24 protein-coding genes and 1 other RNA gene are annotated in these 22,020 nt (G+C 53.1%); 18 read left to right on the plus strand and 7 right to left on the minus strand.

The features are described 5' to 3' along the window. Nucleotides 1–11: 11 nt before the first annotated feature. From EDM54_RS19715 to EDM54_RS19730, 4 genes are all read left to right on the plus strand, one after another. Nucleotides 12–782 (plus strand): HAD-IIA family hydrolase, encoded by a 771-nt coding sequence (locus tag EDM54_RS19715; protein WP_003386167.1) that lies wholly within the window; start codon nt 12–14, stop codon nt 780–782. 49 nt (nt 783–831) lie between these two features. Continuing rightward, nucleotides 832–1,398, plus strand: a complete 567-nt coding sequence (locus EDM54_RS19720; RefSeq protein WP_003386166.1) for a glycerol-3-phosphate responsive antiterminator — start codon at nt 832–834, stop codon at nt 1,396–1,398. Between the two features lie 128 nt (nt 1,399–1,526). Then, complete coding sequence (locus EDM54_RS19725) at nt 1,527–3,242, plus strand: glycerol-3-phosphate dehydrogenase/oxidase (RefSeq protein WP_122958682.1); 1,716 nt, start codon at nt 1,527–1,529, stop codon at nt 3,240–3,242. 42 nt (nt 3,243–3,284) lie between these two features. Then, nucleotides 3,285–4,100 carry a VOC family protein gene (locus EDM54_RS19730; RefSeq protein ID WP_122958683.1) on the plus strand — a complete coding sequence of 272 codons (816 nt, stop codon included), beginning with the start codon at nt 3,285–3,287 and terminating at the stop codon, nt 4,098–4,100. Between the two features lie 69 nt (nt 4,101–4,169). On the opposite strand, the gene EDM54_RS19735 is transcribed toward EDM54_RS19730, so the two are convergent. Together EDM54_RS19735 and EDM54_RS19740 are read right to left on the minus strand one after the other, a co-directional pair. After that, entirely contained in the window at nt 4,170–4,652 is a 483-nt protein-coding gene (locus EDM54_RS19735; RefSeq protein ID WP_003386163.1) for a CcdC family protein, read from the minus strand. A gap of 105 nt (nt 4,653–4,757) precedes the next feature. After that, nucleotides 4,758–5,960 carry an MFS transporter gene (locus tag EDM54_RS19740; protein WP_122958684.1) on the minus strand — a complete coding sequence of 401 codons (1,203 nt, stop codon included), beginning with the start codon at nt 5,958–5,960 and terminating at the stop codon, nt 4,758–4,760. A gap of 151 nt (nt 5,961–6,111) precedes the next feature. On the opposite strand from EDM54_RS19740, the gene EDM54_RS19745 reads away from it, so the two are divergent. Together EDM54_RS19745 and EDM54_RS19750 are read left to right on the plus strand one after the other, a co-directional pair. Further along, nucleotides 6,112–6,795 carry a CPBP family intramembrane glutamic endopeptidase gene (locus tag EDM54_RS19745; RefSeq protein WP_003386161.1) on the plus strand — a complete coding sequence of 228 codons (684 nt, stop codon included), beginning with the start codon at nt 6,112–6,114 and terminating at the stop codon, nt 6,793–6,795. A 22-nt stretch (nt 6,796–6,817) separates the two neighbouring features. After that, a complete protein-coding gene (locus EDM54_RS19750; protein WP_024982924.1) occupies nt 6,818–7,378 on the plus strand; it encodes an RNA 2'-phosphotransferase in 561 nt (186 codons plus the stop codon). Here EDM54_RS19750 and EDM54_RS19755 read toward each other — a convergent pair. Then, the gene (locus EDM54_RS19755; protein ID WP_003386159.1) at nt 7,342–7,887 is read right to left on the minus strand and encodes a DUF309 domain-containing protein; all 546 of its coding nucleotides are present in this window, start codon (nt 7,885–7,887) and stop codon (nt 7,342–7,344) included. The genes EDM54_RS19750 and EDM54_RS19755 overlap by 37 nt on opposite strands. Before the next feature lie 88 nt (nt 7,888–7,975). Between EDM54_RS19755 and EDM54_RS19760 the strand changes: the two genes are divergently transcribed. After that, nucleotides 7,976–8,215: a hypothetical protein gene (locus tag EDM54_RS19760; RefSeq protein WP_003386158.1), complete on the plus strand. Its 240-nt coding sequence runs from the start codon at nt 7,976–7,978 to the stop codon at nt 8,213–8,215. A 52-nt stretch (nt 8,216–8,267) separates the two neighbouring features. Here the strand turns inward: EDM54_RS19760 and EDM54_RS19765 are convergent, their stop codons facing one another. Further along, on the minus strand, nt 8,268–8,438 hold the full coding sequence (locus EDM54_RS19765) for a YjzC family protein (protein WP_003386157.1): 171 nt from the start codon (nt 8,436–8,438) through the stop codon (nt 8,268–8,270). A gap of 143 nt (nt 8,439–8,581) precedes the next feature. Here EDM54_RS19765 and EDM54_RS19770 point away from each other — a divergent pair, with 143 nt between their 5' ends. The 5 genes from EDM54_RS19770 (at nt 8,582) to ssrS (ending at nt 13,288) form a co-directional block, all read left to right on the plus strand. Beyond that, nucleotides 8,582–9,526: a GntR family transcriptional regulator gene (locus EDM54_RS19770; protein WP_122958685.1), complete on the plus strand. Its 945-nt coding sequence runs from the start codon at nt 8,582–8,584 to the stop codon at nt 9,524–9,526. Nucleotides 9,527–9,549: 23 nt separating this feature from the next. Beyond that, complete coding sequence (locus EDM54_RS19775) at nt 9,550–10,485, plus strand: DMT family transporter (RefSeq protein WP_003386153.1); 936 nt, start codon at nt 9,550–9,552, stop codon at nt 10,483–10,485. A 546-nt stretch (nt 10,486–11,031) separates the two neighbouring features. Next, nucleotides 11,032–12,204 (plus strand): CaiB/BaiF CoA transferase family protein, encoded by a 1,173-nt coding sequence (locus EDM54_RS19785; protein ID WP_031932957.1) that lies wholly within the window; start codon nt 11,032–11,034, stop codon nt 12,202–12,204. A gap of 27 nt (nt 12,205–12,231) precedes the next feature. After that, nucleotides 12,232–13,002, plus strand: a complete 771-nt coding sequence (locus EDM54_RS19790) for an enoyl-CoA hydratase/isomerase family protein (RefSeq protein WP_024982920.1) — start codon at nt 12,232–12,234, stop codon at nt 13,000–13,002. Nucleotides 13,003–13,094: 92 nt separating this feature from the next. Next, nucleotides 13,095–13,288: non-coding RNA, 6S RNA (gene ssrS / locus EDM54_RS19795), on the plus strand. Between the two features lie 109 nt (nt 13,289–13,397). Here ssrS and EDM54_RS19800 read toward each other — a convergent pair. From EDM54_RS19800 to EDM54_RS19810, 3 genes are read right to left on the minus strand one after another with little or no spacing between them, the layout of a single operon-like run. Then, a complete protein-coding gene (locus EDM54_RS19800) occupies nt 13,398–13,871 on the minus strand; it encodes a hypothetical protein (protein WP_003386150.1) in 474 nt (157 codons plus the stop codon). A 31-nt stretch (nt 13,872–13,902) separates the two neighbouring features. Then, the gene (locus EDM54_RS19805) at nt 13,903–14,247 is read right to left on the minus strand and encodes a DUF2512 family protein (RefSeq protein WP_003386149.1); all 345 of its coding nucleotides are present in this window, start codon (nt 14,245–14,247) and stop codon (nt 13,903–13,905) included. A gap of 35 nt (nt 14,248–14,282) precedes the next feature. After that, nucleotides 14,283–16,022 (minus strand): Rqc2 family fibronectin-binding protein, encoded by a 1,740-nt coding sequence (locus EDM54_RS19810; RefSeq protein ID WP_122958687.1) that lies wholly within the window; start codon nt 16,020–16,022, stop codon nt 14,283–14,285. A 214-nt stretch (nt 16,023–16,236) separates the two neighbouring features. Here EDM54_RS19810 and EDM54_RS19815 point away from each other — a divergent pair, with 214 nt between their 5' ends. The 6 genes from EDM54_RS19815 (at nt 16,237) to priA (ending at nt 22,014) form a co-directional block, all read left to right on the plus strand. Further along, nucleotides 16,237–17,124: a YicC/YloC family endoribonuclease gene (locus EDM54_RS19815; RefSeq protein ID WP_003386148.1), complete on the plus strand. Its 888-nt coding sequence runs from the start codon at nt 16,237–16,239 to the stop codon at nt 17,122–17,124. Between the two features lie 25 nt (nt 17,125–17,149). After that, nucleotides 17,150–17,410: an extracellular matrix/biofilm regulator RemA gene (gene remA, locus EDM54_RS19820; protein WP_003386147.1), complete on the plus strand. Its 261-nt coding sequence runs from the start codon at nt 17,150–17,152 to the stop codon at nt 17,408–17,410. Nucleotides 17,411–17,430: 20 nt separating this feature from the next. Then, a complete protein-coding gene (gene gmk, locus EDM54_RS19825; protein WP_003386146.1) occupies nt 17,431–18,045 on the plus strand; it encodes a guanylate kinase in 615 nt (204 codons plus the stop codon). A 3-nt stretch (nt 18,046–18,048) separates the two neighbouring features. Then, entirely contained in the window at nt 18,049–18,255 is a 207-nt protein-coding gene (rpoZ, locus tag EDM54_RS19830) for a DNA-directed RNA polymerase subunit omega (RefSeq protein ID WP_003386145.1), read from the plus strand. A gap of 94 nt (nt 18,256–18,349) precedes the next feature. Further along, entirely contained in the window at nt 18,350–19,585 is a 1,236-nt protein-coding gene (coaBC, locus tag EDM54_RS19835) for a bifunctional phosphopantothenoylcysteine decarboxylase/phosphopantothenate--cysteine ligase CoaBC (protein ID WP_003386144.1), read from the plus strand. After that, entirely contained in the window at nt 19,582–22,014 is a 2,433-nt protein-coding gene (priA, locus tag EDM54_RS19840) for a primosomal protein N' (protein WP_031932953.1), read from the plus strand. The genes coaBC and priA overlap by 4 nt, the downstream gene beginning before the upstream one ends. Nucleotides 22,015–22,020 lie beyond the last annotated feature (6 nt).

A 22,020-nucleotide genomic window follows, 5' to 3' on the forward strand; every position in this document is an offset into this window, starting at 1 on the left:
GAGGAAAGGCAGTGAAGGGGTTTATCTTCGACCTCGACGGTACGGTGTATCTCGGAGACCGCCTGATCGAGGGAGCAGCAGAAGCGATTCAGGAACTAAGGAACCGCGGGGACAAGGTCGTGTTTCTGTCCAACAAACCGATCGCGACCCGTCAATCCTACGCGGAAAAGCTGACCAAAATGGGAATTCCCACCACAGTGGAGGATGTGCTGAACTCATCCTTGATCGCAGCCAGATACCTTCAGCAAGTGATGACTCCGACAGATAAAGTACTGGTGATCGGCGAGCAGCCGATTCGAGACGAGCTGCGCGCGCACGGCATACAGATGAGCGAAGACCCGAATGAAGTGTCTTATGTCGTTCTCTCTTGGGATCGCCAGTTCACGTATGACGGATTAAACGACTTGTATCAAGCCGCCATTCGCGGGGCCAAGGTGATCGCGTCCAACCCGGATCGCACCTGCCCGCTGGAGGATGGCCAAATACCCGATACCGGGGCCTTCATCGGGGCACTGGAAGGCGCGACGGGAAGACCGATTGATCTGGTGGTCGGGAAGCCTTCTCCGATAGCAGCCGAAGCGGCCGTACGTCACCTCGGTCTGGACTACCATGCTTGCTACATGGTAGGGGATCGGCTGGAAACGGACATCAAAATGGGGAACGATACAGGCATGAACTCCGTTTTGGTCTTGACCGGAATTTCGACCAGGGAAATGGCCGAGCAAAGCGAATACAATCCGCGGTACATTTTAAACAGTATTAAAGAAATTGTGAATCTTTAGACATGCGATGCTATAATGGGAGCAACCAAGCACCATATGGAGGTAGCGGATGTATCCTATTGTAGATCTGGTCGAGTATGAAACCATTGCTGCCGTCCAATCCGAAGCCGATTTGGATGACGCACTCAGAAGCAATGTCAATATCATCTTTCTGTTGACCGGCTCCATTTTTAACATTCAGGAGCTTGTCGACAGAAGCAAAGCAGCAGGCAAACAGGTGTTTCTGCATATGGAATTTATCGAGGGGATCGCACCGGACAAGAGCGGGGTTGCCTATGTGGCAAGAAACATCGCCCCTACCGGTATTATTTCCACGCGAAGCAACCTGATCCGAGTTGCCAAGGAAATGGATCTGATGGCGATTCAGCGGATATTTTTAATTGACCGAAATGCGGTAGTCAAAGGAATCAGGGTAGTTGAGCAGAGCGCCCCCGATGCTGTCGAGATCATGCCGGGTGTGATGCCCAGAGTCATCCGGGAAATGACCGAGCTCACTCCGCTGCCGATCATCGCGGGCGGCCTGATCGGAACCAGGCAGGAAATCGACGAGGCACTGGCGGCTGGCGCCCTGGCCGTGTCGGTCGGAACAAAAGAATTTTGGTTTTCACCTGAATAGGAAAAAGGGAAGAGATGAGGAGATACCCCTTTGGAAAGACGGCATGTCTGCATGGCAGGCCGATCTTTTCATGGGGGTTTTTTCGTTGATCAAAAACATCCGGCACGAAGCCGGAGAGGAGGCAACCAGTGGGTAACCGATTTTCAGCACGGACCAGACAGGAACTTCTGCAGCAAATGTCCACAGATACGCTTGACCTGCTCGTCATCGGTGGAGGCATTACCGGTGCCGGCATTGCGCTTGATGCGAGCAAACGCGGACTGAAGGTAGGCTTGTTGGAAATGAACGATTTTGGTTCCGGCACGAGCAGCCGGTCGACCAAGCTGATTCACGGAGGTCTGCGGTATTTAAAGCAAGGGGAAGTGCGGCTGGTTCAGGAGGTGGGACGAGAGCGGGCCATTCTGTACAAAAATGCCCCTCATCTGGTGATCCCTGTACCGATGCTTTTGCCGATCTACAAGGGAGGGACCTACGGCTACCTGGCTTCGTCTGTCGGCTTGTACGTGTACGACTGGCTCGCCGGAGTGGCGCGGAAGGAACGGCGCAAGATGCTGGGGAGAAAGGAAACACTCTCGCGGGAGCCGCTGCTCAAAACGGAAGGGTTAAAAGGCGCGGGCCTGTACTTTGAGTACCGGACAGATGACGCCCGCCTGACGCTTGACATCATGAAAACAGCCGTTGGATTGGGCGCAACGGTCGTTAACTACGCGAAGGCTGAACAATTTTTGTACGACAACGGCATGATAACGGGGGCGCTCGTCACAGACCGGTTAACAGGCAAGAGCTACCCGATTCATGCCAAATATGTCGTCAATGCGACGGGGCCATGGGTAGATGGCGTACGGCAAGTGGACGGCTCCCTGCAAGGCAAACGGCTCTATTTGACAAAAGGTGTTCACCTGGTCGTATCGGCGGACAGATTGCCGGTCAAGCAGGCCGCCTATTTTGATACGCCGGATGGACGGATGGTTTTTGTCATTCCCAGAGGAAGAATCACGTACATCGGCACAACGGATACGGCCTACGAGCATTCCATTGACCATCCGCGCACGACAGAAGAGGACCGGGATTATTTGCTCCGTGCCGTAAACAGCATGTTCCCGTCCGTCAGGCTGGAGCCGGCAGATGTCCACTCCAATTGGGCCGGGCTTCGTCCGCTCATTTACGAGGAGGGAAAGGGACCGTCGGAATTATCCCGCAAGGATGAAATTTTTCACTCGCCTACCGGATTGATCACCATCGCTGGCGGCAAGCTGACGGGCTTTCGCAAGATGGCGGAAAAAGTGGTCGACACGATCGCCCACAAGCTGAAGGAGAAAGAAGGCAAGGAGTACCCGGCTTGCTCCACCGACCGCATTGTCATCAGCGGAGGGGTACACCATGGATATGAAAAGTACGGGGATTGGAAAAAAGAGATGCTTCGACAGGGAATCGAGCTGGGAGTAGAAACGGAGATAGCGCAGGAGTGGATCGATACTTTCGGTAGCAACACATTGAGCATTTACAAGCGGATTTCCGAGGGCTCACCCACCCGGGAACAATTGCTGGCGGCACAGATCAAGTATGCAATCGAGGAAGAAATGACCGTCCAGGCCGTTGATTTCCTCCGACTGCGTACGGGATGGACCTATTTTCAACTGCACAAGGCCGAGGAGCTAAGAGAGCTTGTCGTCCGGCTGATGGCACAGGAGCTGGGCTGGAGCGCTGCAGAGGCAGCTCGCCAGAATGCCGAAGCGCAAAACTACCTGCATTCGCTGAAAAATCTCCCGCGAAATGAGCAGGACCTATCCGATCATGTTGGGGAATCAATTGACTTTTCCCAAAAATCAGGTACTATTTTTTGAAACGATCATTATGAGGACGTTCAAGAAAAGAGGGCGGATAGGATGAAACTTTCGTTTGATCACCTCGTTCACTTTCTTTACAGACCACCCCTGGAGGCTTCTGATCGGCTGAAAAAGGCGGGCTTTCATACAGTAGCGGGGGGACGGCATGAATCGTGGGGGACTTACAACAGCCTCAGCTATTTCGGCTTATCCTACGTGGAGTTTCTCGCCGTAGAATTTCCCGATATTGCCGCGAGTGCAGAGAATCCGCTCGTCCGGCAATTGGTTGCCGAGGCGACAGTCGGCGAAGGAATGGGGCAGCTTGCCTTTCGCACAGATGAGATCGAGCGGTGGGCAGAGCGCTTTGAACAGCGCGGATACCAGGTGACAGGGCCGTTGCCTGGCAGCAGAAAGCGGGAGGACGGCACGTTCATTCAGTGGAAAATGCTTTTTGCCGAGGGGGCCGAAAAGCAGCGCCGCATTCCCTTTCTGATCCAATGGGATGAGTCAGATGAAGCCAGAGTGAATGACTTGACCAGACGAGGGATGATCGCCCCGCATGAAAACGGCTCACAAGAAATCGCATACATTGCGCTTGCTACCGGCAATTTGGACGAAGCGGCCCGCGACTGGCAGGAGTGGCTCGGTCTTGTGGCAGGCGAAGAATTTGCGGACGAACGGCTGCAAGCCAAATGCCGGCGCGTCCAATGCGACGGGGCCGATCTGCTGCTCTGTCAACCGATGGGAGCCGGTGTCACCAAGGATGCGTTGTCCACCAGAGGGGAACGTCCCTTTCTCATCCGTTTTGCAGGTCCCGGCTCCAGCGTGCACAGCGCAGGAATTTTCGGCGGCAACTACGAGTGGTCGTCCATTTGATGCGAAAAAGAGCAGTTCCCTGGTTTTCCGCAGGGGACTGCTCTTGTTTTTTTGGAAGCACGTGTTTTGTTACGATTCCCGGACAGGATTTTTGGTAAATTGGCGATACATGTAGAGCATCGCCAGTCGCCACGGAACGATCATGCCATACGCCAAGACGAAGAACAGGCCGGCTGTCTGCATGACTGAAAACGAGTCGTTGACCCACAGCTTGATCACGGTCCGGATAACGAGCAACGCCAAAAGAATCATAAAAAACGCTTTGGATCGTTTCAAATATACGTCCTGCCCGACAATTTCAAAACGGGACGTCATAATCAACGGAATGGAAAGAATCATCCCTGCACCAAATGCAATCACGTGGTAGATCAGCGGTGTTGCCGTTTCCGGAAAGTGAAACATGGCAAAACCGGTTGACATGAACAATGGCGGCAGGATTATCCGGCGTGCGGAGACCGGCTTTTTCTGTCCGCGCAGTCGCAGAAAGATAACCGCGGTAGCCATGAGTAACGGGATAAGCATCCCGAGAGCGGTCGTTGACAGGATGTGCATGGAAATGCTCCTCCTTACTCCATGATGGTACTAGTTTACACCATTTTTTAAAAAAGAGGAAAGCGCTCTTTTCCATTTCTGCAAGCAATCGCAGTCAGACGGGTGTCAGGCGACTGCAGGCTCATCCGTCTCGCGGACGTCGAGTTTGTGCTTCTTGCTATACACCATCGTCAGCGCGGCCATCAGCAGCGTAACGGAGCCGATCCCGAGCATGTAACCGGAGACGCCGAACAGATCGAGGCAAATCCCGGTCGTTCCCAAAGCGACGAGAAAGAACCCGCGGTCAAGCATCCCTTTGAAGGAGAAGAACCGGCCTTGCTGGTGCTCTGGCAGCCGGCGCTGAAAAATCGTCGTGGTCACGGGGAAAAAGAAAGCGACGGTAAAGCCAAAGACGCCAAATGAAGCCAAGACCATGAACCGGCTGTCTGCAAACGACATGCCGTACTGCGAAAGGGCAAAAAAGAACAGCAAAACAGTGGATGCGGCGATCAGGTTGCGTCCGCCAATCCAACGCTTGGCAAGGAGTCCGCCCGCCAAAATGCTCATGCCCTCTACCGTATAAATCCAGCCCATCAGCTCGGGACTTTGCTGGATTTCGCTGAAATTGAGCACGAGCAGGTTAAAGCCGCCGAGAAACAGCGTAATCAGGCCTGTGTTGAGCAAGGCAACCATCAGCGCAGGGTCTTTCTTCGTCACGGTCAGCACCTCGCGGAATTCTACCTTTTCCTGTCGCTTGCGGGAATCGACTGCGGGGATACGCAAAAATCTGGTGACAAAGGCCAGAGCCAGATAAGCCGCGAGCGAAAACAGGTAGAGTTGGGATAAATCCATGTTCGCGACGAGTATGCCGCCTATGGCTGTTCCGCCAATCCGTGACAATGTCGAGAGGTTGAGGTAGACGCTGTTTGCCTTCAACAAGTCAGCCGGACTGAGGATGGCTGGCAGGGAAGACTGCACGGTCGGAAAATAAAAAGCGGCAGAGACCTGCATGATGACCAGAGAGACGACCATCCATGAAAGGGAGCCGTAGTAGATCGCAGGGAGCATGCATATCGGACTGAGACAACGCACGAGGCTCGCATAAAGCATGATCTTTCCTTTGTCGTAACCGTCGATCATGACGCCGGCTTTTGGTGACAAGAGAATGCTGACGATCAGTCCGCTCATCAGAATCAATCCCTTGACCGTGTCGGAAGGGATCATGTGCTGCATGAACTGGAGGTTGGCGATAATGGAAATCCACATACCGGCACCAGCGATCACTTCTCCGGTCATTAGGAGGAGAAAGGTACGATTGCGCCACAACATCTAAGCCACTCCTTCTGCCTATTCAAAATTTTTTTATTAATTGGATTCACACAGTATAGCATTTGCCCAAAATTTTGTATATTGATTCCCGGCTGTCGTATGCGCGACGGAAAATGGGGAACCCTATATTTGTCAAAAGGGGTGTTCCTCTGTGAAACGAAAGCGAGCTTTGCTCTTATTGGTGGCTTACGGTTTTTCAGCTACCTTGGCGATATTTTACGGATTGGTGGAAAAACGCAGCCTGTTTGCCACCTTTCTCTTGTTTCACTTGCTCGTTTGTCTGTTGGTGCCGCTGTTTCACGGCATGTGGGAAGAAAAGCTGTCCGCACAGTGGAAGCGGGCATGGGTGCCCTTTGATCAAAAAGGAATGCTATACGGTCTGGGCCTAGGAGCGATGCTCATGACGGGAGTGATGGCGGGGACCTGGCTCTTGATCAGCGGGGGAATAGTGAACGCCAGTCACGTCAAATACACGCTAAATGATTGGGGAGTGACACCTGACTGGCTTCTCCCGTTTTCCCTGTATTTGGTCGTTGTCAATTCCTTGTTGGAGGAGCTGCTCTGGCGCGGCTTTGTTCTGGAGCGTCTGCTGGATGCGCTGGCCCGGCCTGTCGCTGTGCTGATAAGCGGTTTTTTTTACTGCTTGTATCATCTCGTCGTCGGAGTCATTTTGTTTGGATTGTTATGGGGAGTGCTGATCACGGGACTTGTGTTTGGAACGGGCCTTTTGTGGGGCTGGCTGAAAGGATTGTTCCCGACCGTTTACGCGACCTGGCTGAGCCACCTCATGGCCGATTTGGGGATCATTCTCGCACTGCACATCTGGGTTTACTGAATTGACCATAGGAGGGTGCCGAATGCTCAAGGATTATGAAGAACAACGGCTGCGGAAAAGGCTGCTCTCGGCTCTCAGACAAAACGGAGAACAGCCTTTGCTTTATTTTGATACATATGGATATACGCCTGTGAATGCCTTGCTGGCCTACATCCGCACGTTAAAAGGCTGCAGCGGTGTCACCCTGAACGACATCCGGCAAGTGGTCGATCACGATCCGGAGCACCGGATCGACTGGGATGGCGGAGCGTTGATCCGCGCTACGTACGGGTTTTTGCCAGGTCCGAAAAAATGGGGCGAGGAGGTGGAGCCGCCGCCGCAGCTGTTTTATGGTACGCATCGAAAGCTGATCCCGCAAATAGCCGAGGGAGGACTCCTGCCAATTGCAAACGAACATGTGCAGTTGGCTGCAAGCCCGGCCGATATCGGTGAGGAGCAAGGTACACTGGTCTTGCTTGCAGTCAGTGCCCACGATGCATGGCAGCAAAAGATACGCTTTTATCAAGGCTCGGAACGTTATTTTTTTGCCGAGGCCATTCCTGCTGCTTACTTATCCGCATCGGTGCTGCCTGAGCGCCGCTGACTGCGCTCATCGAGCCGGCGAAGCCTTTCGGCGATTACATCCGACCGGTCCCGCTGTGTATGTTTATGTAACAAAAATGTATTGAACAGATCGCTTTCGCTGTCAAAATGAAGGCCTCGTTCTTCGCAACGCTTCCGGCAATCGGCCAGCAAGGCCGGGTCGGCAATAGGCAATCGGATGCTGTGATAGGGACTGTTTTGCTTCATCTCAGCAAGGAGCTGGCTGAGCGTTTGGATGGTTGCATCCGGGTCCAGGCCAAGCGACTGGACGTCGGTCCTCTCTCTATTGAGGATCTTGATCGCGCTGTCCATCATTTTGATGGCTCCGGCAAAATTCCCTCTGCGCTGGTGGTAGAGCGACACGGCTACTTGAATCAAGCCGACCCAAACCGCCCTTCTTTCTCCGGGAGGGCTTTCTTTCCAATATTCCTCCAGAATTTCGTGGCATTCAAAATAATCCCGTTCGGCATGGAACTGTATCAGGTATTCCAGATAGGGTTGGGGGTACATAACGATGACCTCACTCTTTTGTTTTCCGTTTTCACTATGTACTATTATAGAGGAGGATACATACAGAAAACGAGGTGCAGGAAAGAAAATGACCAAAGAAGAAATTCTTGCCATTCTGGAAGAGAAGCAATTGACAGATGTGATTGAACTGATACAAGATGCGGAAACGGGTGATCTGGAGGAGCTGGAGCTGGTTGAGAGTCTGGGGCTTCTCTGGGACGAGACGCTGAACCGGGAAGTGCTCCAGCTGCTTGAGAGCATGGGGGTTTCGATTATTTACGTGACCGATGATGACGAAGAAGGCGAGGAAGACGAAGGCGCTGATTGATACATGAAGAAGAACCAACCTTCCGGTGGGGGTTGGTTCTTCTCTTTATTCTTTACTTTTGAGTCCAAACCCGATTCTTGTTCCGGGTGGGAGGAAATTTGTCGCCTTTCCCCAGTTCGATGATCATCGGGTCCTGGACACTCGCTCCAGTCTCCCCGATTTCCATGTATACGGCGTTTTTCGGAGACTTGTCTCCCTCGTGAAAACGGCTGCGCTCGCCCATCTATATTCCCCTCTTTCCATGCGATGTAATCGTCACGCTTAGTATTTCATACGGCAGCGTGGTTCATCCTGATTGTTCATGTTGACGATACATTCAGAATTGATTTACGATTGAAATTAAATGATATACGGGGAGGTTGCCACGTGCTTCGCCTGTCTTTGCAAAAGGATTCCAATGTTTCGTATCACGAACAATTGTACCAGCAGATCGCAGCGGCCATACGCAGCGGTGAATTGCCGCCTCATGCACAGCTCCCCACGGTTAGAGAACTGGCGGCACAGCTCAAGGTAAACTACAACACGATTCGCAGCGTGTACTTGCGGCTTCAACAGGAGGGCCTGGTCGACTCCAGGCAAGGAAGAGGAACGATTGTCAGCAATGTCGTCAATGATCCCCTGCTGACCCGCAACCCCGCCCATCTAGCTTTGCTGGCCAAAGAGACGATTCACAAAGTAAAGGCTATGGGGTATTCGATGGAGGAATTCACGCGGGTGCTTTCCGTAGTGATGCATGAGATCAATCAGTTTCCCGTCCTCTTCATCCGTTTTACAGAGCTGGAGCTGGCCGAATATTTGCGTTTGGTCCAATATCACTTGCCCAGTGCGATGGTGGAAGGGCGAACACTGGATGACTTTTGGGATTGGCTGGAGAAAGAAGGAGGACTATTGTGTCAGTATAAAGCAATTGTCACGCATCCTTCGGTCAGCGCCAGAGTGAAGCAGGCGTTGCCGCGCGAATCACCGCCGATTGTCAGTCTCGATTTCATTCCGGACCCGACTACCGTGATTCCTGCCATGGAGGCGTACCCGCAGCAAACCAAGGTAGGTCTCATTTGCGCAACCCTCCGTGGAGCCGAAGGAATGATCGCCGATCTGCATAATGCCGGTATTACCCACTTGGATTTGCGAACGATAGAAGCCAATTCCCCGGACGTATTCGAGCTGATAGCCCATTGCGACGTCGTTTACATCTCCAAACCGGGCTACATGACCCGGCCGCATCTCCTGACGCTGCCCAAGGTGAAGGAATTTCAGGAAATTCCTGACCACCACGGGATCAATGAGCTAAGGAAAATCGTCACCCAGTAAAAGCCAACGGAGATGAAAATTTCATGAAACAAGCGAGCTGGATGCTGCTGGGAGCCGTTTTTTTATGGGGCCTGACGGTCGTCCCGGTAAAATGGGCCATGGAAACATTGCACCCTTTTTCCCTGATGTGCATGAGACTTCTTACAGCCGGACTCATTCTTTTTTTCTTTGCCAAACGAAACGCCAAAGCAAGGCGTCATGCTGGCGCCCAGCAAGAAGGACTTATCATTCCCTGGAAGCGAATGGCCATGCTTTCATTTACCGGTGTCGCGGGATACTTTCTCTGCAATTTTTCCGGGATGTCTCTTACCAGCGGGGTGCACGCCAGCATGATCGCTGCGATGCTGCCGCTCTTTACACTCTCGCTCGCGGCTCTTTATTTAAAAGAGCGCGTTACAATCTCCCAGTGGCTCGGCCTGCTGATCGGAATGGCAGGCGTACTCATGATCACACTGCAATCTCAAAGCAAAGCCAGCTTCTCGGTTTTGGGGGATTTGCTCGTTTTGGCTGGCGAATTTGTTTTCGCGATCTATGTGATTCAACAAAAACGGCCCGCAGGGGAAGAGAAGATGCCGAGCGAATGGTTTACCTGCCTGACGCTTTTGATCGGAGGAATCATGGTGATTCCGTTCGCCCTGGCGGAGGTCTGGATGTACGGGCCCCCTGTTTTTAACGGAAAGACCTTTGCCTGCTTTCTCTTCCTGACGCTCGGCTGCACGGTTTGTGCCTATAGTTTGTGGAATCAGGCATTGAAGACAGTGTCCGCAGCCCGGGCAGGCATCTACCTGAATGCAACACCATTGATCAATGTGGCGACGGCTATTCTGTTTCTTCACGAACCTTTGACCGCAATGACTGTGCTGGGAGGTTTTCTCGTTCTCATCGGTGTGGCCTGGGCGGAGCGAAATAAACAAAGGAATTCCCCGGCGGAACCGTTTCTCGAGTCAAAAAGCCTCTAGCCAGCGCGTAGGGCGGATGCTCATTTTCCCATTGAATAGATACATGTACCGTGCCGAAGCACTCCCCTCGACATATTTTGTAACTGTACCAAGTGAAGAGGGGGTGAAGCGAGTGAGCTGCGGATGCAAAAAGTCTTACGGCCATTGCTATCACAAACAATGCTGCAAAAAGAAATACTACAAGAAAAAATGCTATTACAAACCCGTTTATAAGTACGACTGCCATAGCTATAAAAAAGGGTATGGTGGCGGCTACGGTCACGACTCCTCTTCCTCCAGCGGTGGTTACGACAGCCGCTATTAACAGAAATAACATGCTTCCCATTTAAGCGGGAGCATGTGCTGACCGCCAGCGGTCATACCTCCAAATGTGAAAGAATGCGATCCGTCTTTCACCAAAAGCGCCGACAGAAGCTGTGTGTACACAGGTCTTCTGTCGGGCGCTTTTTTTTGTTGTCAGACTGTTTTATTTTTTGGAAAAAAGAGGATTGAAGGCATTCAAAACGAAATGAACATGGAAAGGGTTGGAAAGGAGCGGTCAAAGCCATGTTGACAGGGATTACGGTAGTCGATTTTTCGCGCCATCTTCCCGGACCGTTTTGCACCATGAGACTGGCTGACCTGGGAGCAGAAGTGATCAAGGTGGAGACGCATCCGTCCGGAGACCCTGGACGGGCAATGGGACCGAGAATCGGGGAGGCAAGAGCAATATTTCTTTCTACCAACCGAAATAAACAAAGCGTGGCACTCAATCTTCGTACGGGGAAAGGCAAAGAGCTGGCGTATGAGTTGGCCAGGCAGGCCGATGTAGTTGTCGAAAGCTTTCGGCCCGGAGTAATGAAGCTCTTGGGCCTTGACTACGAAAGACTTTCCAAAAGCCATCCCTCCATCATTTACTGCTCCCTTACCGGGTATGGACAGAGCGGCCCGATGCATCAGCTAGGCGGGCATGATCTCAACTTCCAGGCAGCAAGCGGACTCCTTGCTGCGATCCGCGGCGAGGACGGAAAACCGGTGGCTGCAGAGGTCCCGATTGCCGATTATGCGGGCGGCATGTACGCATCCGAGCAAATCTGCGCGGCATTGATCAGGCGGTACCAAACAGGCCAGGGAGCGTATCTGGACATTTCGTTGGTTGACGCATTGTCCTCCTGGATGGGCATGCACGTCCTTTGCGCCCAACATGCACGGGAAGAAGAGATGGCCCGGTTTTTTAAAGGTCGCCTTGCCTACCAGATCTTTGAAACAGCGGAAGGAAAGTACGTCGTTCTCGCGGCCCTCGAGGAAAAGTTCTGGCTCAATTTCTGCAGGGCAGTCGGCCGCGAGGATTGGGAAGACCTGTACGGGGCGGGGCTCGACGAACACCCGCATGTGTACGAAGAAATGAAAAAGCTTTTTCTATCAAGGACACAGCCCGAGTGGGGGGAACTGGGAAGCGAGGTGGACTGCTGCCTGACTCCCGTAGAGGAGATAGATACTTGGCTGGATAGCGCTTTTATAAAAAACAGACAACTGACGTTTACGCTTGAAGCAGGAGAATACGGGGAGAGACTGCAGGTTCGCACCCGAGCCAGTCTTTCTGACAGGGACGAGCCGGTCCGGGACCTATCGCCTCCGCCAGGTTATGGAGCGAATACCCGCCAGGTACTGACGCAGAAGCTGGGGCTGTCGCTTGAAGAGTTGGCCCAATTGGGAAGGGACGGAGTCATTTTCGTTTGAATACTAGCATAAACGGAGGTTTTGTGAATGAATGACCAACAGACACTTCCTCTCTATACCGAGCTTCATGAGGGGGTTCTGACTATTGTGCTGAATCGTCCGCGCGTATTGAACGCGATGACGATCGAGATGTTTTCTCTCCTGAAAGATGCGATTTCCTTTGCGGCTACCAAGGAAGAAGTAAGAGTGGTGATCTTTCGGGGAGCAGGCGGAAATTTTTGTTCCGGCGCCGATTTAAGCGTGCTCAGCATGCTGAGTGAATCAGATCAAGCCCATCAGGCGCTGACCATCATCAACGACTTTCTGCTGCAATTGCATCATATGCCCAAACCTGTGATTGCTGTTGTGGAAGGCGCGGCGGTAGGAGCAGGACTAAACCTTGCTCTCCATGCGGATTTTGTCCTGGCTGCAAAGGAGGCCGTGCTTCAGGAACCGTTTGTCCATATCGGATTGACTACCGACTTTGGCGGCACGTATTTGTTGCCAAGGCTGGTCGGTATGGCCCAGGCAAAACGACTGGCCTTGCTGGGAGAAAAAATCAGCGGAAGCGAAGCCGAGAAGATAGGGTTGATCTACAAGGCAGTCGATGCAGCGGCTCTTGAACAAGAAGCAAACCAGCTTGCGAAAGTCCTGCTGCGGATGCCGAAGCTGGCGTGGGAGACCACCAAAATGGGATTGACAGCATGTCTGGAGCTCAACATGGAGGAGGCTCTAGCCTGGGAAAAACAGCAGCAGCCCAAACTGATCGCCCATCCAGAGTTTCAGACGGTCATCCGCCAGCGGCTGAAAAAAGAGTAAAGCGCCAAGAGAGTTTTTCATCAAAGAACGGGCCTTTCAGGGGAAATTATCCATTGAGAACAGGGCATACCTATGGTAAAGTAAATAACAACAAGATCCTGCGATGTTCGTTAGGCTGTATATGTTTCTAACCTTATACGTATTTTCTGGGAGACAGAACTTCACGCGGATGTCAGGCCCACCTCCCTGTATGGGACGCATGGGAAGGCAAAAACGTGGACGGGTCGCCCACCTGTGTGAGCACAGGTTACAGAAACATTAGGTCGGACGGCAGAGCGGGGGATTTTTTTGTCCAAGCCTGGAAAGCAATTTCCATTCCTATGTGGCAAAAATTGTACATAAAAAACCTGAGGCCTCGTCGCTTCAGGTTTTTTTGTTATTCGTGATGTGGGACGCTATTGGTTTTTGGAGGAATTGGAGCCTCCTGAAAAGCTGCTGCCGCCGCCTCCGTTATTCCCGCCGGCCATGTTATGGCCTGCGCCTTGATTTTGCTGATCGCCATTGTTCACGATGGTCAGCGTCTGCTCCAGGTCCTTGCTGTCCTTTGCATCCTGGATGATTTGGTACATTTGCAGGAAGTTTGCTTTCTGGCCCTCGGGAATGCCTTTGATCCGAACAGTCAGCTCTTGGGGACCATTCTGCTGCTGATTGCCGCTGTTTCCCCCTTGGTCTTGACCGCCGCTGCTGTCGCCGGTTTGGTCCTCCAAAAAGCTGAGGAACATGGAGTCGTCCTGATCTCCGCCACCCTGCTGCTGTGATTGCTGTCCTTGTCCCTGCCCCTGTCCGCCTTGCTGCTGTCCACCTTGCTCAGGCTCGAACAGGACGCTAAATTCATTCAAGTCCGTCTGGATGATCCCGATGACGTTCATCCCGATCCTCCTTAGCTGTCAAAGTCGTGTATCAACCCGGGTGTCTGGAATGGTGGACACCGCGGTGCTGCAAGTAATTATGGTAGAAATACTCCACGATGGAGATGGCAAAAGCGGTTAAAAATATTCCCGAAAGACGGTAGGGCACTGCAAATAGGGCACAGCTCAGCCAGAGAAGGGCAAAGGCGAGCCCAAAATCGGCCGTACTGGCGAATGTGTTGTTTGTACGCGGAAGGATAAACAGATCCCCGGCCACATAAGAGATAAGACTGATGACTACGCTGGTGACGAGCGCAAATGAGAGTGACGTTCCCGACCACATTAGCCCCGGAACGGCAATAATCCCGTTTGAGAGGAGCTTTATCAAGATGCTCAAGAACGAACACCTCCTTTCATGCTCTTAGTATGATCCTAGGTAGTCTTGCTATTCGTATCGCGGAAATTCGATTTCAACCGGCGCACGCTGTTCTCGTCAGGTGTGACATAAAGAGTGCGCTGCTGCTCGTAGATGACGAATCCGGGCTTGGCTCCGCTAGGTTTTTTCACATGCTTCACCAGTGTGTAATCGACCGGAACCTGACTGCCGTTTTGGGCTTTGCTGTAATAGGCAGCGAGCAGTGCCGCTTCTTTCAGTGTTTGTTCCGAGAAATCTCGCCCGCGGATCACGACGTGGGACCCGGGGATATCCTTGGTATGAAGCCATGTATCACCCGAGGACGCCAGCTTGTTGGTCAAGTATTCATTTTGCTTGTTGTTTTTGCCTACCAGGATTTCCACACCCTCTGAGGACGTATACGTATCCAGCTCGGGGCGGTGGTCTTTTTTCTTTTTGGCCTGACGCTTTTGCCTGTTGCGGATGTAGCCCTGCTCCGCCAGCTCTTCTCTGATCTCTTCCGTATCCTGTACAGTCGCATGCTCCAACTGAACGAGCAGGCCGTCGAGATAAACAATTTCTTCTTCAGCCTGCGCGATCTGTTCCGCTACAATGCCAAGACTGTTTTTGGCCTTGTTGTATCGTTTATAGTACGCCTGCAAGTTTTCCGAAGGTGTTTTTAGGGGATCGAGCGGGATGCGGACGACACCGCCATCCTCGTCGTACCAATTGACTGTTTCCAGCACGGTATCTCCGCGTTTCAGCAGATGCATATTGGCCGTGATCAATTCGCCGTAAAGGCGGTATTGCTCCGCTTCCTGGGCATCCACCAGGGTTTGCTCCAGCTTCTCGATTTTTTTGACGTTTTTGTTCCGTTCATTGGTTACGAAGCGGATCAGATCGTGAACCTTCTGCTTGACCGTATCCCGCTGTGCCTTTCCTTCAAAATAACCCTGCAGGCATTGGCTGACGGTGGGAAAGGAAGTGATGGCAGCATCTTGAAGATGTATCAGGGAAACGACGTGAAAGTATGTTTTGTCTTTGGCCACGGCCAAATGAGGGACGTAGTCGTGTCGGGCAATGTCTTGCATCACTTGCGAAAACGCTTGCCACAATGCTTCGCGGGTCGGCAGTCCGGAGCGGTGAACGATTTCTTTTGCGAGCAGGGGACTCATCCCCGTAAATGTATCGACCAATTGCTTGTCGAAACGGCCGCCGTTCCAGTTAAACAGCGAGATAAACTCCTGCTGGGATACAAGCAGGGGATTTTTTTTGTCCTGACCGGGCGGAGCGACATACGTTTTGCCTGGAAGCACCTGCCGATACTGACTGATGGCGAGAGTCACATGCAGCGCACTGTCCAGGATTACACCGGTCGCCGGGTCGAGCAGGATGATGTTGCTGTGTTTTCCCATGATCTCCATCACGATCCGCCTGCGCGTCGTATCGCCCAGCTCGTCGCGGGCACGGATATCCATATGGACGATCCGCTCCATACCGACCTGCTCAATCGATTCAATCAATCCGCCTTCGCAATGCTTTCGAAGGAGCATGCAAAACATCGGGGCTTCCATCGGATTGGTAAAATCCTCGGTAGTCAGATGGAGGCGGGGATAGGTCGGGTTGGCAGAGAGCAGCAGCTTGCCCGTTTCCCCCTGCATTCGCAATTGCATGACAATATCGCTGTAATGGGGCTGGTGGATTTTGGCAATCCGCGCGCCCTCCCATCGCTTTAGTTCTTGTACAACGGCACGAGTCACAACACCGTCAAAAGCCATTTTCTTCACCTCTAGCTCTTAAAAAATACAAAATACGCTGTGAACGGTTCATGACCTCTTCTCATAAATAAGGATGATTGTCGCCTAGCGTCAGACACAGTGTAACATATTACCCCCTTTGACGGTATTGGAAGCATGGGCGGCTTTGGTTGACACTGCAAAGAGTTGTCTCCTATAATGAATTAACGATTTTACGACAGTGGAAGTGATATCCATGGTCCGAAGCATGACTGGTTATGGCCGAAAGGAAACCATGTACGGGGCTTTCAGGTTGTCCGTGGAGATGCGGGCTGTCAATCATCGTTATGCGGAAATCATCGTTCGACTGCCGAAAGCCTACGGTGTACTGGAAGATCCGGTTCGCAAGCTGGTGGCCGAATACGTCCGCCGCGGGCGAGTAGAAGTGATGATTTCGATCGATGAGGCGGCATCCAGCGAGGCAGAGTTTCAAGTAAACTGGGACGCCGCAGAAAAGTACGTCAGGGCGTTGCGTGAAATGAACGATCGGTTTTCTCTCAGCGAACCGTTGGCAGCGAAAGACTTGCTGCAGCTGCCGATGGTGATTTCCGAGAAGGAGACAGTAGCGGTAGAGCCCCAGTCGTTCTGTGAGCCGCTTCTGGAAGTGACGAGAGAAGCCGCGAAAGACCTTCTTTCGATGAAGAAAAAAGAAGGACAAAAGCTGGCGGAAGATATCAGCAGTCGGCTTGCCGACATTGTCTCCTGGACCAGAGAAATCGCCCAGAGCGCTCCTGTCGTAGTGGAGGAGTACCGAGCCCGGTTGCAGCAGCGTATCAGTGAATGGATGCAAGGCGCACCGTTTGAGCTTGACATGCAGCGGCTGGCGCAGGAGGTTGCCTTTTTCGCAGATCGAAGCGATATCAGCGAAGAGATCACGCGTCTGGAAAGTCACTGCACGCAGTTTTCAGAGCTGCTGAAACAGCCGGAAGCAGTTGGGCGGAAGCTCGACTTTTTGCTGCAGGAGATGAATCGGGAAGCCAATACCATAGCTTCCAAGGCCAACAACCTTTCCATTCAACGGTTGGCCATCGAGATCAAGACAGAATTGGAAAAGATGAGAGAGCAGGTTCAAAACATCGAGTAGCGATGAAGGGGTGGACGGTGCCGTCATGGCCATTAAGCTTATTAATATCGGATTTGGCAATATCGTCAACGCCAACCGTATTATTTCCATTGTCAGTCCGGAGTCCGCGCCGATCAAGCGGATCATCCAGGAAGCGCGAGACCGCAACATGCTGGTGGATGCTACATACGGCAGAAGAACAAGGGCAGTGATCATCACCGACAGTGACCATGTCATCCTGTCCGCGGTTCAGCCGGAAACGGTCGCGCAGCGGCTGACGAACAAAGACGATGAATCGGACGAATAAAGCAGGAGTTGAATGCATTCATGAGCGATAGGGGTCTCCTTCTGGTTCTCTCTGGACCGTCAGGCGTAGGGAAAGGAACGGTTTGCAAAGCCCTTCGGGAGCGCATGCCGGACCTGGTCTACTCTGTTTCTGCCACGACGCGTTCGCCGCGTGCGGGTGAAGTAGAGGGAGTGAACTACTTTTTTACGAGCAAGGAAGAATTTCGCCGGATGATCGAGCAGGACCAGCTGCTCGAATGGGCAGAGTACGTAGGAAACTACTATGGAACGCCGCGCAGGTTCGTGGAAGAGACCTTGGACAGCGGGCGTGACGTGATCCTGGAAATTGAAGTGCAGGGAGCTTTGCAGGTTAAGCAAAAGTTCCCGCAGGGGACGTTTTTGTTCCTGGCTCCGCCGGATTTGGCCGAACTGGAAAATCGGATCGTGGGCAGAGGCACGGAGTCAGAGGAAACCATCCGTCACCGCATGGAAATGGCTCGCACCGAGATCGAACTGATGGATCAGTACGACTACGTAGTAGTAAATGATCAGATTGAATGTGCCTGCGAACGTATTCAATCGATCATTACAGCCGAACATTTAAAGAAAGAACGTCAAATCCACAAGTTTCGCAAATGGTTGAAGGAGGCTGAATGAATCATGTTGTACCCCTCGATTGACAAGCTGACCGCAAAGGCTGAAAGCAAATATACGCTGGTGACGATCGCTTCCAAGCGCGCCCGCCAAATCCGCGAGAACAGCGCTGTGCAGGTGGATAAGCCAAAGTCCAAGAAGTTTGTTGGCCAAGCGCTGGAAGAGCTGATCGAAGACAAGCTGATCCACGATACGATTGATTCTCGGAAATAAGCGGACCGTTAACCGCGTACCTCGTTACGAAACAACCTCGCGCAGGTTGTTTTTTTTCGGACTGGAGATACCCACCTAGAGAGGAGAGATATGGATGCTTCCTTTGACAGGCAAACAAATCGTATTGGGTGTTTCAGGGGGAATAGCCGCTTACAAAGCTGCAGCGCTAACCAGCAAGCTGACCCAGGCTGGGGCTTTGGTGCGTGTCATCATGACCCAGAACGCCGCAAAATTTGTACAGCCGCTCACCTTTCAAGCGCTGTCCCATGGGCCGGTGTATACAGATATATTTGAGGAGCCGGAACCAAGCGTGATCAGTCATATCGATCTGGCGGACAAGGCGGATTTGGTGCTGATCGCCCCGGCTACAGCCAATGTGATCGGAAAAATGGCCAACGGGATCGCCGACGACATGCTGACAACCACTGTGCTCGCCACGAAAGCGCCGGTCATGCTGGCACCTGCGATGAATGTAAATATGTATCATCATCCGGCAGTTGCACAAAACCTGCAAAAACTGACCGATTTCGGCTATCGCTTCATCGAACCGGGCGAAGGGCTGCTTGCCTGTGGTTGGGTCGGGAAGGGCAGGCTGGCCGAGCCGGAGGAGATCGTAGAAGCGGTTATTCGCTTTTTTGCTGAGCAAACACGGGAAAAGCAGGATTTGAAAGGGAAAAGGGTGCTCGTAACCGCCGGCCCGACGCGAGAAAAGATCGATCCGGTCCGTTACATCACCAATCATGCTTCGGGCAAAATGGGCTATGCGATCGCCGAAGCCGCTCAGGCACGGGGAGCAGATGTCGTTTTGGTCAGCGGTCCGACACATTTGCCTCCGCCCGCCAGAGTAAAGCTCGTACCGGTAGAATCGGTGCAGGAAATGTACGATGCGGTCATGGCTGAACTGCCGATCAGCGACATTGTCATCAAATCAGCCGCAGTCTCCGACTATCGGCCAAAAGTGGTGCACGAGCATAAAATGAAAAAAGGAGAGGGGCCACTCGTCCTGGAGCTGGACAAGGCACCCGATATCCTCAAAGAGGTAGGGCAGAGAAAGGAAAAGCAGTTTGTCGTCGGTTTTGCCGCAGAGACGCAGGATGTGCTGCAGCATGCAAAGGGGAAACTGGACAGAAAAAATTTGGATATGATTGTAGCAAACGATGTCTCGCTGGAAGGCGCCGGAATGGGCAGCGACACCAATATCGTCACCCTGTTGACAAGGGAGGGAGAGCAGGTGGCGCTGGACAAATTGAGCAAGCGGGAAGTAGCGGATAAATTGCTTGATGCGATCTTGCTCAAGCTGGACCATCAGCCTCTGCCCGAAAAGCTATGATCGCCCGTGTCATTGTAGATGTTCCCGTAAACCGGACGAACCGGCCGTTCGATTACCGCGTTCCTGAGTGGCTCGTGCCGCTGATGAAAACGGGCAGCAGAGTCATCGTTCCATTTGGCCCCCGCAAGCTGCAGGGATATGTCATCGGCTTGGAGGAAGCGGCCGAACAGGGAGCAGCTGACAAGCTGCGGGACGTCGAACAGGTTCTCGATGATCAGCCGCCGCTCTCAGACGAGCTGATCAGACTGGGGGAATGGATGTCGAAGCAGTACCTTTGTCCATGGGTAACTGCTTTGCAGGCGATGATTCCGGCGGTATTGAAGGGGAAGTCGGAGAAATGGCTGCTCGCCTCAGACCAGTTGGAGGAAGAGATGTGCGGCCGCTCTCCGCTGCTGTGGGAGCTGTTCAGACGAAAGCAGCTGCCGCTTGCCGAGGTGGAAAAGCACTTTCCCGAAGAAGCCATGCTCGTGCCGGGGTGGATTTCGAGCGGACTTCTCTCCACAGGCTATCAAGTAACCGATCGGGTGACCCGCAAACAGCAATCGTTTGTCCGCAGTTTGCTGACTCGCGAGGAGCTTGCGGCAGCGGCCGAGAGCCTGCCGGCCCGGGCGGAGCAGATGCGGCGGGTTCTTCAGCTGTTGATCGAGCAGGAAGGCCAGTCCTTCTCCGTAAAAATGCTGCAGGAAGAGCTCGGGATTACCCGCTCTCCATTGAAAAGCCTGGAGAGCCGAGGCTGGATCGCGATCGAACAACTGGAGGTATACAGAGACCCGTATGCGCACAGGCGTTTTGCGGCAGCCCAAAAGCCCGTCTTTACCGACCAACAGGAGCATGTCCTGCAAGCCGTGCAGCTGTCGATCAAAAAAAACGAGTACGGCGCCTTTCTTTTGCATGGAGTGACCGGAAGCGGCAAAACAGAAGTGTATCTCGAAGCGATCGAAGAGACGTTGGCCAGAGGGCGGGAAGCGATTTTTCTGGTGCCGGAAATCTCGCTGACTCCGCAAATGGTGGAGAAATTCAAGGCCCGATTCGGCAATGAGGTAGCGGTCCTGCACAGCGCCCTGTCCCAGGGAGAGCGGTATGACGAGTGGCGCAAGATCATCCGCAAAGAGGTAAGCGTCGTCGTGGGGGCCCGCTCCGCTGTTTTTGCCCCGTTCCAAAACGTCGGGCTGATCGTCATCGACGAAGAGCATGAAAGCTCGTACAAGCAGGAGGAGACACCGCGCTATCATGCGAGGGAGGTCGCTATCTGGCGGGCCAAGGAAAACAACGCCGTTCTTCTCATGGGCAGCGCGACACCTGCCCTGGAGACCTATGCGCTGGCCGAACGGGGCCGCTATACGCTGCTTTCGATGCCTGACCGCGTCGGAAACCGCCCGCTTCCCCGCGTTCACGTCGTCGATATGAGAGAAGAGCTGCGTTCCGAAAACCGCTCGATGTTCAGCCGTCAGCTGCATGAGATGATCGGAGAGCGGCTTGCGCGTCAGGAGCAGATGGTGCTGTTTTTGAACCGCAGGGGTTTTTCCACATTCGTCATGTGCCGCTCCTGCGGCTATACGCTTCGTTGTGTACACTGCGATATTTCGCTTACCTACCATCGGACCAATCACACGGCTCGCTGCCACTACTGCGGGTATACGATCAAGCAGCCGAGCCACTGCCCGGAGTGCCAGAGCGAGCATATCCGCTTTTTTGGAACGGGAACGCAAAAGGTCGAGGAGGAGCTGGCTCGCCTGTTTCCCGGGATCCGGGTGATCCGCATGGACGTGGATACCACCTCGCGAAAAGGGGCGCATGAAGAGCTGCTCCGCAAGTTTCGCACCGGTCAGGGAGATGTGCTGCTCGGTACGCAAATGATTGCCAAAGGGCTTGATTTTCCCCGCGTCACACTGGTCGGCGTCATTGCCGCTGATACGTCGCTCTTTTTACCCGATTTTCGCGCCGCCGAGAAGACCTTTCAGCTGCTTACCCAGGTAGGCGGACGCGCCGGACGCCACGAATTGGAAGGGGATGTGGTGATTCAGACCTATACCCCGGAGCATTACAGCATCATGCACGCGACAAGGCATGACTACCCTTCTTTTTATCGGGAAGAGATGCTGCAGCGCAGGCGCACTGGCTATCCGCCGTATTTCCGGCTCGTGCTGATCACGTTTTCCCATGAGGAAGTACCGGTCGTCATCAAAGCAGCACATCTGGTCGCCGATTATCTACGTCCCCGGTTGGCGGAGACGACGATTTTGCTGGGCCCTGTCGCTTCGCCCATTGCACGCGTGAAAGATAGATTTCGGTTCCAAATCATGTTAAAATATCGTGATGAATCGCGGCTGCCGGACCTTTTGGCCCAGGCGACATCCGCATTTGAAGAATGGAACAAACAGCAGAAGGTACTGATGACGATTGACGTCGATCCGTACGTACTGCTTTAGGGAGGA

Source organism: Brevibacillus borstelensis (assembly GCF_003710865.1).
Classification (GTDB): Bacteria; Bacillota; Bacilli; order Brevibacillales; family Brevibacillaceae; genus Brevibacillus; species Brevibacillus borstelensis.